Below are 13,547 nucleotides of genomic sequence, written 5' to 3'. Positions count from 1 at the left end.
GCGCTTTCCGCAGCCTCCGGCGGCATGATGAGGGCACCATCAGCGTGACAACGCGTGAGGAGTAGTCGCGTGCCCCTCTCACCGGTCGCCCGGCGGATCGTGCGGACCCACGTACCGGCCGCCGTCAACGGCGTCGTCGCGGGCGGAGTCGCCGTCGCCGCCGCCGAGTTCGCGGCCGCGTTCGTGAGGCGCGAGGCCGCGCCCCTCGTGACCGTCGGGCAGTCCGTCATCGACCAGACGCCGCACGCGCTGAAGAACTACGCCGTACGGCAGTTCGGCACGCACGACAAGGCCGTGCTGCAACTCGCGGTCGGCGTCGGCCTGGTGGTGTTCGCGGCGGTCATCGGCATCGTGGCGCGCCGCTGGCTGTGGGCCGGCCTCGTCGGCGTCGGGCTGCTCGGGGCGGTGACGGTCGCCGCCGCGGTCTCCCGGCCCGCCTTCCGCACCTCCGACGTGATCCCCGCCCTGGTCGGCGCCCTCGTGGGGGCATTGGCGCTCATCGCGCTGACCAGACCCGAACTGCTTCGGCGCGGCGGCCGGGTGGCCGCCGAGCACGCGGCGGAACCTGGGGCGGGGGCCGCGGGGACCACGGGGACCACGGAGGTCGCGGATGCCGCGCCGCCGCGGCTCGACGTCGCGACCAGGGCACCCGAACCGGGGGCGTCCGGGTCCGCACCGGACCGCCGCACGCTGCTCCTCGGCATGGTCGTCGGTGCGGCGGGCGTCGCGGCGCTCGGCCGCTGGCTCCAGAACGTCCGTTTCGACGTCTCGAAGTCGCGCGAGAACGTCGTGCTCCCGGCCCCGGCGGCGCCCGCGCCCACACCGCAGCCCGGCATCGAGCTCGGGGTCCCCGACCTCAGCCCGCACATCACGCCGAACAAGGACTTCTACCGCATCGACACCGCCCTCGTCGTCCCGGAAGTGCGGGCCGAGGACTGGAAGTTGCGCATCCACGGCATGGTCGACCGGGAGATCGAGATCGACTTCAAGACGCTGTCCGCGCGTCCGACCATCGAACGCGACATCACCCTGTGCTGCGTCTCCAACGAGGTCGGCGGCCCGTACATCGGCACCGCCCGCTGGCTCGGCGTCCCGCTCGCCCCGCTGCTCGCCGAGGCCGGCGTCCACCCGGACGCCGACCAGCTCGTCAGCCGCTCCCACGACGGCATGACCATCGGCACGCCCACCGCCGTCGTCACCGACGGCCGCGACGCCATGCTCGCCATCGGCATGAACGGCGAACCCCTGCCGATCAACCACGGGTTCCCGGTCCGCATGGTCGTGCCGGGCCTGTACGGCTACGTCTCCGCCTGCAAGTGGATCGTCGAGATCGAGGCGACCCGCTTCGCCGACTACGACGCCTACTGGGTGCCGCGCGGCTGGTCCGCCCAGGGCCCGATCAAGACCGAGTCGCGCATCGACACCCCGACGAACATGGCCAAGCTCCCGCGCGGCCGCATCCCCGTCGCCGGCGTCGCCTGGGCGCAGCACAAGGGCATCGACGCGGTCGAGGTCCAGATCGACGACGAGCCCTGGCAGAAGGCCACCCTCGCCGTCGAGGACAGCATCGACACCTGGCGCCAGTTCGTCTGGTACTGGGACGCCCGCCCGGGTCCCCACCGCATCCGCATCCGCGCCACCGACCGGACCGGCCAGACGCAGACCGAGAAGGAGGCCACCGTCGACCCGGACGGGGCGACGGGGTGGCACACCATCTCGGTCGTGGTGACCTGATCTTCGACGGGTCCCGGTCGCCGAGGACGACGCGGACGACGCGGACGACGCGGACGACGTGGACGACGTGGACGAGTGGACGACGTGAGGGCGGGCACCTGTCGGTGCCCGCCCTCACGTGTGTGCGTGGCGTCGACGGGACTCGAACCCGCACTGATGCGGACCTAAACCGCATGCCTCCTGCCAGTTGGGCTACGACGCCAGCGACAGGCTACCCCGCCCGCGCGCCTGGGATCAGCGAGGCTGATGTTCCGTCCGGGTCGTGCGGCCGAGGCGGTGCGGCGGCGGTCTCAGGCGGCGATCTTCAGGTCCTTCAGGAGCTTGGCCACGTGGCCCGTCGCGCGGACGTTGTACCAGGCGTGCTCGATCTTGCCGTCCTCGTCGACGACGAACGTCGAGCGGATCACGCCGGTGACCTTCTTGCCGTACATGGTCTTCTCGCCGAAGGCGCCGTAGGCGGTCAGCGTGGCCTTGTCCGGGTCGGAGAGCAGGGTGACCTTGAGCTCCTCCTTGTCCCGGAACCTGCCGAGCTTCTCCGGCTTGTCGGGGGAGACGCCGAGGACGTCGTAGCCGGCGTCGGCGAGCAGCGCCAGGTTGTCGGTGAAGTCGCAGGCCTGCTTGGTGCAGCCGGGCGTGAGGGCCGCCGGGTAGAAGTACACGATGACCTTGCGGCCCTTGTGGGACGCCAGGGAGACCTCGTTGCCGTCGGCGTCCTGGAGGTTGAACGCGGGGGCGGTGTCGCCCGGCTGGAGTCGCTCGCTCACTCTCGGCCTCTTCTCAGGGGTTCTGGGGGAGTCGTCTCGGTCAACCAGGCCACGCTAGGCCCGGCTCCGAATCCCGGCAAACGACGGTGCCGCTCGCAGGTGACACACCTCGCTAATTGCACATCTTTTGCAAGTGCGATCCGTCTTCATATTATTGGGCGGTTCGGTGGCTCGGCGGCCGCATCCAGATCGTCCCGGGGGAGGTCCCCATGCACGTGCCTGATGGGTTCATCAGCGCACCCGTCTCGGTCGCGGCCGGGGTGGTCGCCGCCACAGGCGTCGCGGTCAGCCTGCGCGGCGCGCGGCGTGAGCTCGACGAGCGGGCCGCGCCGCTGGCCGGGCTGGTCGCGGCGTTCATCTTCGCCGTCCAGATGCTGAACTTCCCCGTCGCGTCCGGCACCAGCGGGCACCTGCTCGGCGGGACGCTCGCCGCGGTGCTGGTCGGGCCGTTCACCGCCGTGCTGTGCATGTCGGTCGTGCTGCTCATGCAGGGCGTGTTCTTCGCCGACGGCGGCCTGACGGCGCTCGGCGTCAACATCACCGTCATGGGCATCACGACCACGCTCGTCGGCTACGGCCTGTTCAAGGTGCTGGTGGCCGCGCTGCCGCGCACCCGGCGGTCGGTCTCCGGCGCGGCGTTCGTCGGCGCGCTGGTGTCGGTCCCCGCGGCGGCCTGCGTCTTCACGCTGATCTACGCGGTCGGCGGCACGACGGACGTCGCCCTGGCGAAGGTGGCCGGCGCCATGATCGGCGTCCACGTGCTGATCGGCATCGGCGAGGCGCTGATCACCGCCGCGACCGTGTCGAGCGTGCTGGCGGTGCGCCCGGATCTGGTGCACGGCGCGCGAGGGCTGGCCCGGACGCTGGAGCTGCGGGACGGCGCCTTGCCCACGGCATCGGCCGCGCCCACCGCACCGGCCGCGCCCACCGCTTCGTCGACGACTCAGGCCTGAGGGAGGGGCACGGTCATGCCGATCGTCGGTACCCGCACACTGCCGAAGATCCGTACCCGCACGCTGCTCATCGCGGGCGCGCTGCTCGCGCTCCTGCTCGCGGGCTTCGTCAGCTACTACGCCGACAAGAACCCCGACGGCCTGGAGAAGGTCGCCGCCGACAAGGGCATCGACGCCAAGGAGAAGGACCACGCGACGGCCGACGGGCCGCTCGCGGACTACTCCGTCAAAGGCGTCGACAACCAGCGCCTGTCGGGCGGCCTCGCGGGGGTGCTCGGCGTCGGCGCGACGCTGCTCGTCGGCAGCGGGGTGTTCTGGATCGTGAAGCGGCGCGGCGACGGCGGCGTGGGTGACGTCGACGGTGCGGGCAGTGCGGGCAGTGCGGGCAGTGCGGGCGGTCTGGGCGGCGACGCCGCGGCGTCGGTCGCGGACCCGTCGTGAGGACGCGCACGGCGGCCCGCCCGGGGCCGCGCTGATGGGCGCCGGGCACGCGCACGACCTGTACCGGCACGCCGACACACCGCTGCACCGGCTGCCGCCGCAGTGCAAGCTCGTCGCGGTCCTGCTGTTCGTGCTCGCGGTGGTCGCCACGCCGCGCGACCGGTTCTGGGCGTTCGGCGTGTACGCGCTGCTGCTCGCCGCCGTGGCCGCGGTCGGCCGGGTCCCGGCGGGCTACGTCTTGCGCCGCGTCGTGGTCGAGATCCCGTTCGTGGTGTTCGCGTTCGCGCTGCCGTTCCTGGCGTCTGGGCCGACGGTCGACGTGCTGGGGGTGGACGTCAGCCGCGACGGTCTTTACGGCGCCTGGAACATCCTGGCCAAGGGCACCCTCGGTGTCGTCGCGTCGATCCTGCTCGCCGCCACGACGCCGCTGCGCGACCTGCTGCTCGGCATGGAACGCCTGCGCATGCCGCAACTGCTCGTGCAGATCATGCAGTTCATGCTCCGCTACTCCGAGGTCATCAGCGGCGAGACGGGCCGCATGAAGGTGGCCCGCGAGTCGCGCGGGTTCCAGGCCCGCGACGTCCGCCAGCTGCCGGTCGTCGCCAAGTCGGCCGGTGCGCTGTTCATCCGCTCGTACGAGCGCGGCGAGCGCGTCCACCTGGCGATGCTGAGCCGGGGCTACACCGGCACCATGCCCGTGGTCACCGACGTGCGCGCCAGCGCCGCACAGTGGGGCGTCAGCGCCGCCCTTCCGGCGGCGGCAGCGTTGGCCTGCGCGGTGGCGTGGCTGGCGGGTGCGTGAGGATGGAGCACATGTCCGACGCCGTGAAGCCGCCTGTTTCGGGTGGGAACGAGTCCAGGAGCGAGTTCGGGGCTCCGTCTGGGGTTGTGTCTGGGGCTCCGTCGGGGGCTGTGTCTGGGGCTGCGTCTGGGGTTGTGTCTGGGGTTGTGTCTGGGGCTGCGTCTGTGGTCGCCCCGCCGCTGTCGCTTGACGTTGAGGGCCTGGCCTTCGCGTACCCCGACGGCCACCAGGCGCTGTTCGGCGTCGACCTGCGCATAGGGCGCGGCGAACGGGTCGCTCTGCTCGGGCCGAACGGCGCCGGCAAGACCACGCTGGTCATGCACCTCAACGGCATCCTGTCCGCTGACACCGGGACCGGGCGCGGCACCGTCAAGGTCGCCGGGCTGCCGGTCGCCAAGGCCAACCTCCCCGAGATCCGGCGACGCGTCGGCATCGTCTTCCAGGACCCCGACGACCAGCTGTTCATGCCCACCGTCCGTGAGGACGTCGCGTTCGGCCCGGCGAACCTGGGGCTGCGCGGCGCGGAGCTCGACGCCCGCGTCGACGAGGCGCTCGAGCAGGTCGGCATGGCCGGGTTCGCCGACCGGCCGCCGCACCACCTCAGCTTCGGGCAGCGCCGCCGGGTCGCGGTCGCCACGGTGCTGGCGATGCGGCCCGAGATCCTGGTGCTCGACGAGCCGTCGTCCAACCTCGACCCCGCGTCGCGCCGCGAGCTCGCCGAGATCCTCGACCGGCTCGACGTGACGGTGCTGATGGTCACGCACGACCTGCCGTACGCGCTCGAGCTGTGCCCGCGGTCCGTGGTGCTGTCGGGCGGGGTCATCGCCGCGGACGGGCCGACCGCGGAGCTCCTCGCCGACCGCGCGCTGATGGACGTCCACCGGCTGGAGCTGCCGTACGGGTTCGCGCTGCCGGACTGCGAGCGGTGCGCGCCTGTGGACCGGCGGCGTGGCCGAGTACCTTCGGACACCTCCGAACAGGGTTGAGGACCACCCGGATGCCGCACCACCGGGGGGATACCTGCTTGACTTGGGGGCACACGCGGGAAACCGCGTGGACGAGTACGGGATGAACACGAGACGAGCAGGTGGACGAGCCTGCGACGACGCAGCGACGCGGGACCGAGAGGACGGGCTGTGGGCGAGAACGGGCACGGCGGGCCGGAGCGTTCCCCGGCGGACCTGGAGCGGGCCGGACGGGCCGCGCTGGGACGTCCGGTGACGGTCCAGGCGGAGCACTCCCGCGTGGAGCCGGCCGGCGGCTCGGCGGGGGTCGAGGAGAAGCCCGCGCCGCCGCGCACCCCGCAACAGATCGAGGCGGACATCGAGGCGGCCCGGGCCAACCTGGCGGCCACCCTCGACGAGCTGGTCGACCGGGTGAAGCCGGCCAACGTCGCGCGACGCACCTCCGAGCAGATCCGCGCCCAGTTCATCGACAGCGACACCGGTGCGCCGCGCATGGACCGCATCGTCCCGGTCGCGGGTGCGGTCGTGGGTGTGCTGGTGGTCGTGGGGCTGCTGCGGCGGCGGCGCGACAAGTAGGCGGGGCGGTCGGTTCCGTTCGACGGATCGGCGCCCTGGTGTCACACAACCGGCGCCGGGCGGGTACGTTTTCATGCGTGAGTTCCGACGCGTCCACGCCCTCCACGCCCCATGACGGCGGCTCGCCGAGCCTCGGTGAGAAGCTGCCCATCCGCATGCTGCACGACCGGGTCCTGGTGCGCCAGGACGCCGGCGAGGGGGACCGCAGGTCCAGCGGGGGGATCCTGATCCCCGCGACCGCGCAGGTCGGCAAACGGCTGGCGTGGGCCGAGGTGATCGCGGTGGGGCAGAACGTCCGCACCGTCGAGCCCGGCGACCGGGTGCTGTACGACCCCGAGGACCGTGCCGAGGTCGAGGTGCGGGGCGTCGCGTACGTCCTGCTGCGGGAGCGCGACCTGCACGCGGTGGCGGCTGAGCGGGTTGAGGCGTCCGGTGAGGCTACCGGGCTGTATCTCTGACGTTCTGGGTTCTGCGTTTTGGCACGCTGAGTTCCGAGTTCTGGGTTCTGGTTCTGGTTCTGGTTCTGGGTTCTGGGTTCTGGGTTCTGGTTCTGGGTTCTGGGCTCGTTCTCGATCGTCTGGGTTCCCGAGGGGGATCAGACGGGTTTCTGACCGCTGCGGTCGGCTGGTGAGTTACCTCACCGGCCGACCGTTTTGTTCTGTGCGGGGGATTTGAGAGGCTGGTTGCGGCAGGCCGGATCTCGGCCTTGCCCCCGACGAGGTGCGACGTACCGGGCCCTGACGACGACGCGTATGAGGTGCGTTGTCATGGCGTGGGTCCTGCTCGGAATCGCCGGCCTGCTCGAGGTCGGCTGGGCGATCGGCCTCAAGTACACCGAAGGCTTCACCCGGCTCTGGCCCAGCGTGTTCACTGCGGGCGGCATCGCCGGAAGCATCCTGCTGCTGTCTCTGGCCGCCAAGTCGCTGCCGATCGGCACGGCGTACGGCGTGTGGGTCGGCATCGGCGCGGTCGGCGCGGGGCTGCTCGGCATCGCGGTGCTCGGCGAGCCGGCGACCGCGGCCCGGATCTTCTTCCTGTGCCTGATGGTGGTCGCGATCGTCGGCCTGAAGTTCACCGGCGGGGCCGGGCACTGACCTGGGCCGGGTGGTCGGTGGTGACCGGCTGCCCGGCCGCTGGTCGTCACGCCGCTGTCCGCCGGTTGTCCGCCGGTTGTCCGCCACCCCCGGCTGTCTGCCAGGATGGCCGCCCTGAGAGGGCGGCCGTCGGTCGGCCCGGGAGGGGAGTCGAGAGCAATGGTGGTGTCTCGCCGGATCGTCATAGCCACGCTGGCGGCTACCGCGTTCTTCGGGCTGCTCATCGGCGGCGTCGCGGGCTTGCTCGGCGGTGGCGGTGGCGGAGACGGCAAGAAGAAGAACGCTGCCGCGACCGCCTCGACCTCTGCGGGGCCTCCGACCAGCGCCCCGCCGCCTTCGGCTGCGCCGCCGTCCGAGTCGCCGTCCGCGAGCGCGTCCAAGACGTCCGCGTCGCCGAGTGCGTCGAAGCCGGCGGGACCGGCGCCCGGGAAGGTCTATGCGGTGGTCTCCGGTGGCGGCGCGATGGATGTGTACGGCGGGGAGAAGGCCGACAACACCCCGGTGATCCTGTACCAACCGGGGGCGGGCAAGCCCAACCAGCAGTGGACCGTGCAGGATGCCGGCGGCGGGTTCGTGAACCTGGTCTCCCGCTCGGCCAACAAATGCCTCGACATGCGCGGGGGGAAGGACGGGCACGCGGTCCTCGACGACTGCGGGCGCGACGGGTCGCAGCAGTGGCAGGCTCAGCCGCGTGGGGCCGGGTTCGTCCTGGTGAGCCGCGACGGGCGGACGGCTTTGGGGCCGGGGCCGCAGGTGCGGGGGGCCACGGGGTTGACGCTGGTTCCGGCGGGGTCCGGGCTGGTTTGGTCGTTTACGCCTGCGTCCTGATGAGCGGTTCTGTGCTGCACCGTTCCTGACCTGGTTTGTGGTTTTGGGCTGACGCCCCTCCCGCTTTTTGATTTTCGCGCGGACGGCCCGCGCGTCAAGCCGTTCCTGGCAGCGCTTGGTCTGGTGGCCTGGTTCGTTGCGGCTTGACCCGCGGGCCGTCCGCGCTGAACCACCTCGCACCTGGCGGGAGGGGCGCGGGGTGTGGACGCGCTTGTTTTGGTTTCCCTGCCGGGCTGCGGTTTCGCTTGGGGTTCCGGGCGGGTTTTGTTGCTTGGTTTTGTTGCGCTGCCGGGGGTCGTTCCAGCATGGGGCCGCGCCCGTTTGAGTCGGTCGGGGGCACGGCCTCGACCCCCCATCACTTTGCCGTCACGTATGCGAATCACCAGAACTCCCTCATTAGGGGGTGTTCGCGTCACACTTGCGTCACCGCGCTGCTTTGGTCTGAACCGTAAATTCGGTGGCTGCTTTCCGGGTCGCGTTGCCAGAGTCGACCATGACCGAAGCTCTCCTGCCGGGGCTGCTGGCGGGCTACGGCATCGCCATGCCTGTCGGTGCCATGACCGTGCTGATCCTGACCCTCTCGGCGCGCAACTCGCTCGCGTACGGGCTCGCAGCCGGGCTGGGGACCGCCACGGCCGACGGGCTGTACGCGCTCTTGGCGGTGCTCGGCGGGGCGGCGCTCGCCTCCGCGATCGAACCGGCCGCGTCCTGGCTCCAGGTGGCGGCGGCTGTTGTGTTGGCGGGGATCGCGGCCAAGGGGCTTGCTGACGCGCTGCGGCAGCGGCGTACGGCCGCCGGGGCGGGGACGGAGGAGGGCTCGCGGCAGCGGGTGGCCGCCGACCGGAGCCTGGGCCGCACGTACTTCGGTGTGCTGGGCCTGACGATGCTCAATCCGACGACGGTGGTCTATTTCGCGGCGCTGGTCATCGGGGGGCAGAGCACCGGCGAGGGCTCGTTCGCGGCGGGTGGGGTGTTCGTGGCGGCGGCGACCGTGGCGTCGGCCAGCTGGCAGGTCATGCTGGCGCTCGGCGGCGCGGCGGTCGGCAGGGTGCTGACGGGGCCGCGTGGGCGGCTCTGGACCGCGCTGGTCGGGAACAGCGTGATCCTGCTGCTGGCGGCGCGCCTCGCGTGGACGGCGTGACCGGGGGTTGGTGTCTGGCTTACGCCGCGCTGTCCTCGCCCGGCACGGCGATCACGTCCACCATCGCGCCGTTGCGTAGCACCGTGATGGCCAGCGGTACCCCGATGGCGTTGGCGAACATGCTGCGCTGCAGGCCCTGGGCGTCGCCCACGGGGTCGCGTCCCACGGTCAGCACCAAGTCGTAGCGGCGCAGGCCTGCCCGGTCGGCCGGGCTGCCCGGCACCACCTCGACGACGCGCAGGCCTCGGCGCTGGCCGGTGCGGCGTGCGACGTCGGCGGGCAGCGGTGCCGGGGTGACCGCGAGGCCGAGGTAGGCGCGGCGGACCCGGCCGTCCTTGATGAGGGACTGCACGATGTGCCGGGTCGTCGCGTTGATCGGCACGGCGAGTCCGATGCCGACGCCGGCGACGGCGGTGTTGACCCCGACCACCTTTCCCGTCGAATCGGCCAGCGCGCCGCCGGAGTTGCCGGGGTTGAGGGCTGCGTCGGTCTGGATGACGTCCTCGACGACGCGTGCGGCGCCGCCGGACCGGGTCGGCAGCGCCCGGCCCAGTCCGCTGACCACGCCGGCGGTGACCGAGCCGGCCAGACCCAGCGGGTTGCCGACCGCGACGACGAGCTGGCCGACGACGAGGTCGTCGGCGTCCCCGAGCACGGCGGGCTCCGGGGTGTCCGCGGACACCCGGACGACGGCGAGGTCGGACAGCCGGTCGGTGCCGACCACGTGGAACGGGGCCGCGCTGCCGTCGGCGAACTCGGCGGTGCCGCCGGACGCGGAGCCGACGACGTGGGCGTTGGTCAGCAGGAAGCCGTCCCCGGTGAACACCACCGCGGAACCGGCGCCGTCGCCGCGTGGGCCCGACACCCGTACGGCCGCGACGCGCGGAAGCAGGTGTGCGGCCACGGCGGCCACAGTGCGTGAATAGGCGTCGAGGGCCTCGGCCCCCGGCGGAACGGCGAGCTCGGACATGGGCACCCCCGGGTCGGTGTGGTGTCATGTCGAACGCGGGGGTGGGGGAGGGGACTTCCCGGGTTCGCCAGGGGCGAAAGCGCGGGGCGTGAGGGCGCCGGGGCCGTCCTCAGGCGCCCGCCTCGGCGGCCGTGGTGCGGCAGGCGGGGCAGCGGCCCCAGAAGGTCACTTCCGCCTCGTCCACCTCAAAGCCGTGCGTGCTGTCGGGTTCCAGGCAGGGGGCCAGGCCGACGACGCAGTCCACGTCCTCGACGGCGCCGCAGTCGCGGCAGACGATGTGGTGGTGGTTGTCCCCGGTGCGGGCCTCGAAACGGGCCGGGTGGTCGCCGGGCTCGATGCGGCGGGCCAGGCCGGCGCGTACGAGCGTGTGGAGGGTGTCGTAGACGGCCTGGGTCGAGACGCTGCCCAGTCGGCCGCGGGCCGCGCGGGCGAGCGACTCCGCGTCGCTGTGCGGCTCGGTCCGGAGCAGGTCCAGGATCGTGGCGCGCGCGGCGGTGACCCGCAGCCCGGCGCGGCGCAGCAGCAGGGGTATGTCGTCGCGGGACGTCCCGGTCATGATGCTCAATATACGAACGATCTGGAACCGCTCAAGAGAACGGCCTTGATCGGAATCCGGAGGAGTGGATCCGTGTGATGTACACGGATGCGCCTGAGGCCTGGAACGGGCGTGGAGACGGCTTCGGAATCGGTCCCGGAACCGGCCCTCGAAATTTCGCCCGGTTGCCTCGCGACCGTCTCCGCAACCTGCCTCGGAACCCGTCCCGGAACCCTGTCTCGGAACCCGTGCTGGGATCTCTTCGAGCCGGCCACGCAACCGCCCCGGCGCCGTAACCCGACCCGACCCACCAAGGAACAACAGCCGACGACCTCCTGTTGGCCTCTGACGTGCCCCTTCACGCGATACCGCTGTCCGTCCTGGACCTTGCGCCCGTCGGCTCCGGCTACACGGCCACCGAGGCCCTCCGCACCAGCACCGAGCTGGCCCGGCGCGCCGAGCGCTGGGGCTTCCACCGGTTCTGGGTCGCCGAGCACCACAACATGCCCGGCATCGCCAGCTCCGCGCCGCCGGTGCTGCTCGCCCACCTGGCCGCGCACACGAGCACGCTGCGGCTCGGCTCGGGCGGGATCATGCTGCCCAACCATGCGCCGCTGGTGGTCGCGGAGCAGTTCGGGACGCTCCAGGCGCTGCACCCGGGGCGTATCGACATCGGGATCGGGCGGGCCCCGGGCACGGACCAGGCGACCGCGCGGGCGCTGCGCCGCAGCGAGGACGCGCTGTCGGTGGACGACTTCCCGCAGCAGCTCGGCGAGCTGATCGGGTTCCTGACCGCGTCGTTCCGCGAGGGACACCTGTTCGAACGCATCAGGGCCGTGCCGGGGCCGGTGTCCGGCATCGCCCCGGGTGGTGAGTGGGAGGCGTCGAGGGCGCCGGTCTGGCTGTTGGGTTCCAGCGGCTACAGCGCGCGGCTCGCCGGCGCGCTGGGCCTGCCGTTCGCGTTCGCCCACCACTTCAGCGCGGTGCACACGCTGCCGGCGCTGGCGCTCTACCGCGAGCACTTCACGCCGTCGGAGGACCTCGACAAGCCGTACTCGATGATCGCCGCCGGCGTGATCGCGGCCGACACCGACGAGGAGGCCCGCCGCTACGCCCTGGCCCAGGCCCTGGCGATGCTCCGCCTACGCACGGGCCGCCCAGGCCTGCTCCCGAGCCCCGACGAGGCCGAGCAACACCCGTGGACCGAGGCCGAACGAGACTTCGTCCGCACCTACCAGGCCGACCACATCATCGGCGGCCCAGCCACGGTCCGCGCCGGCCTCGACGAACTGGTCTCCCGCACAGGCGTCGACGAACTGATGGTCGTCAGCAACGTCCACGGCCACGACGCCCGCCTGCGCTCCTACGAGATCATCGCCGAACAGTGGGGCCTGCCGGGCGTGTGACCGCTCTCCGACTGCCGAGCCCAACCGCCCCGCCTACGCCTACGACGCTCCGCGTGTGGAGGCTCTTGCACTTGAGCTCGCTCCACACGGCGCAGGTCTGACGGTGGCGCGGCGCGGCAAGTGGCCGCGCCGCGCTCAGAACCTCGGACACGGTGGGCTGGTGGGTGGTGTACGCCCACGACCCTGCGCGCGTGAGGCGTAACAGGGCCTACGGCGGCGACCGTTCAGCTCACGACCGCACACAGTTGCCCAGCCCGGCCCAGCCGTCGGGTTCCGCGCCGTACCCACGATCCGCAGCGCGTTCGGTACCTCGGACGCGGCGGCCGGTTGGTGCTTGCGTACGTCCACGACGCTTCGCGCGTGAGGCGGCACGCTCCTGCGCTGGAGCTCGTCTCAGCATGGTGCACGTTGGACGGTTGCGCGGCGCGGCCACGGCTCGCGCCGCGCCAAAACCCTATGGCTACAACCGGGTTGGGGGTCCGTGTGCGTCGACCGGCATGCGCGGGGTCGTTCGATTTCCGCGCCGCGCCCGTGGGGCGCGGCGCGGCAGATACCCCCGCTCCATCGTGTGTACGCCCACGACGCTTGGACCGTGAGACGTGACGCTCGTGTTGTCGGCGGTCGTTCGACGCGGGGCAAAAGCGCCTCGTGGCGCGGCGCGGCAGTGTGCCGCGCCGCGCCAAAAGCACACGCCTGGCGATGAATTGGCCACGAGCGTCGGTGCGCACGCGACCTGGGTTGTTCGATGACGGTGGTTGTACGGCGGGCGGCGCATCCATGGGCCGCGCCGCCGTAGCACGGGGTCGTGCTGAAGGTGTTTGGGCGCGACTCGAGGGTGGTTGGGCGTATGGAGTTCCGCGCGGCGCCGGTGGGCGCGGCGCGGTCAAAGACCCGGTCCTGCGGGTGCTCGGGTACAGCCACGACGCTCGCGTGAGCCGTGTGGGTTCGCTGTTGCTGCGCTCCTGAATCGGGCCCTGGCGGACGGTTGCGCGACGCGGCCGCGAGCCGCGCCGCGCCAAAAGCGCCTGCCTGACCAGGTATTGGCCAGGAACGCCGGCGCACATGCGAGCTGGATTCATTCGGTGGTCGCGGTTGTACGTCGGGCGGCGCGGCCCCGGACCGCGCCGCCCATGGAGCAGGGGCATGCCGAACCTGTTCTGGGCGGTGGATGGGCCGTGCTGGGGTGCGTAGTTCCGCCGCGCCCATGGGCGCGGCGCGCTCAGAACCTCGGCCACGGCGGACTGGCGTTTGCGTCCGCCCCCGACGCTTCGCGTGTGAGGCGTGACGCTCCTGCGCTGGCGCCCGTCGGTACGACGCAGGTTGGACGGTTGCGCGGCG

12 protein-coding genes, 1 tRNA gene, 1 pseudogene and 1 riboswitch are annotated in these 13,547 nt (G+C 72.1%); of the genes and pseudogenes, 10 read left to right on the top strand and 4 right to left on the bottom strand.

Going from position 1 to position 13,547, the window contains the following annotated elements; genetic code table 11:
- The first annotated feature begins 69 nt into the window (after positions 1 to 69).
- Positions 70 to 1,734: a molybdopterin-dependent oxidoreductase gene (locus QI554_RS35105; RefSeq protein WP_281476096.1), complete on the top strand. Its 1,665-nt coding sequence runs from the start codon at positions 70 to 72 to the stop codon at positions 1,732 to 1,734.
- Between the two features lie 127 nt (positions 1,735 to 1,861).
- Here QI554_RS35105 and QI554_RS35100 read toward each other — a convergent pair.
- Together QI554_RS35100 and bcp are read right to left on the bottom strand one after the other, a co-directional pair.
- Positions 1,862 to 1,936 (bottom strand) — tRNA-Leu (locus tag QI554_RS35100).
- 88 nt (positions 1,937 to 2,024) lie between these two features.
- Positions 2,025 to 2,498 (bottom strand): thioredoxin-dependent thiol peroxidase, encoded by a 474-nt coding sequence (bcp, locus tag QI554_RS35095; protein WP_281476094.1) that lies wholly within the window; start codon positions 2,496 to 2,498, stop codon positions 2,025 to 2,027.
- 209 nt (positions 2,499 to 2,707) lie between these two features.
- Here bcp and QI554_RS35090 point away from each other — a divergent pair.
- The 8 genes and pseudogenes from QI554_RS35090 (at position 2,708) to QI554_RS35055 (ending at position 9,298) form a co-directional block, all read left to right on the top strand.
- Positions 2,708 to 3,892: pseudogene (locus QI554_RS35090) on the top strand (energy-coupling factor ABC transporter permease).
- A 34-nt stretch (positions 3,893 to 3,926) separates the two neighbouring features.
- A complete protein-coding gene (gene cbiQ / locus QI554_RS35085; RefSeq protein ID WP_281476092.1) occupies positions 3,927 to 4,694 on the top strand; it encodes a cobalt ECF transporter T component CbiQ in 768 nt (255 codons plus the stop codon).
- A gap of 164 nt (positions 4,695 to 4,858) precedes the next feature.
- The gene (locus QI554_RS35080; protein ID WP_281476090.1) at positions 4,859 to 5,680 is read left to right on the top strand and encodes an energy-coupling factor ABC transporter ATP-binding protein; all 822 of its coding nucleotides are present in this window, start codon (positions 4,859 to 4,861) and stop codon (positions 5,678 to 5,680) included.
- Between the two features lie 150 nt (positions 5,681 to 5,830).
- Positions 5,831 to 6,235 (top strand): DUF3618 domain-containing protein, encoded by a 405-nt coding sequence (locus QI554_RS35075; RefSeq protein ID WP_343230844.1) that lies wholly within the window; start codon positions 5,831 to 5,833, stop codon positions 6,233 to 6,235.
- Positions 6,236 to 6,390: 155 nt separating this feature from the next.
- Positions 6,391 to 6,693: a GroES family chaperonin gene (locus QI554_RS35070; RefSeq protein WP_281476230.1), complete on the top strand. Its 303-nt coding sequence runs from the start codon at positions 6,391 to 6,393 to the stop codon at positions 6,691 to 6,693.
- A gap of 228 nt (positions 6,694 to 6,921) precedes the next feature.
- Positions 6,922 to 6,988, top strand: a riboswitch (guanidine-III (ykkC-III) riboswitch).
- Positions 6,989 to 7,002: 14 nt separating this feature from the next.
- Positions 7,003 to 7,329, top strand: coding sequence for a DMT family transporter (locus QI554_RS35065; protein WP_281476088.1), 327 nt, complete (start codon positions 7,003 to 7,005; stop codon positions 7,327 to 7,329).
- Between the two features lie 159 nt (positions 7,330 to 7,488).
- Positions 7,489 to 8,157: an RICIN domain-containing protein gene (locus QI554_RS35060; RefSeq protein WP_281476086.1), complete on the top strand. Its 669-nt coding sequence runs from the start codon at positions 7,489 to 7,491 to the stop codon at positions 8,155 to 8,157.
- Between the two features lie 493 nt (positions 8,158 to 8,650).
- On the top strand, positions 8,651 to 9,298 hold the full coding sequence (locus tag QI554_RS35055; protein ID WP_281476084.1) for a LysE family transporter: 648 nt from the start codon (positions 8,651 to 8,653) through the stop codon (positions 9,296 to 9,298).
- A 19-nt stretch (positions 9,299 to 9,317) separates the two neighbouring features.
- Here QI554_RS35055 and QI554_RS35050 read toward each other — a convergent pair whose 3' ends face one another.
- Together QI554_RS35050 and QI554_RS35045 are read right to left on the bottom strand one after the other, a co-directional pair.
- The gene (locus QI554_RS35050) at positions 9,318 to 10,268 is read right to left on the bottom strand and encodes a S1C family serine protease (protein ID WP_281476082.1); all 951 of its coding nucleotides are present in this window, start codon (positions 10,266 to 10,268) and stop codon (positions 9,318 to 9,320) included.
- Positions 10,269 to 10,377: 109 nt separating this feature from the next.
- Complete coding sequence (locus tag QI554_RS35045; protein ID WP_281476081.1) at positions 10,378 to 10,824, bottom strand: Fur family transcriptional regulator; 447 nt, start codon at positions 10,822 to 10,824, stop codon at positions 10,378 to 10,380.
- A gap of 329 nt (positions 10,825 to 11,153) precedes the next feature.
- Between QI554_RS35045 and QI554_RS35040 the strand changes: the two genes are divergently transcribed.
- The gene (locus tag QI554_RS35040) at positions 11,154 to 12,209 is read left to right on the top strand and encodes an LLM class flavin-dependent oxidoreductase (RefSeq protein WP_281476079.1); all 1,056 of its coding nucleotides are present in this window, start codon (positions 11,154 to 11,156) and stop codon (positions 12,207 to 12,209) included.
- Positions 12,210 to 13,547: the final 1,338 nt, after the last annotated feature.

It is taken from the genome of Yinghuangia seranimata, from assembly GCF_029953285.1.
GTDB classification, from domain to species: domain Bacteria; phylum Actinomycetota; class Actinomycetes; order Streptomycetales; family Streptomycetaceae; genus Yinghuangia; species Yinghuangia seranimata.
This window is presented reverse-complemented; position numbering and strand designations above follow the sequence as displayed.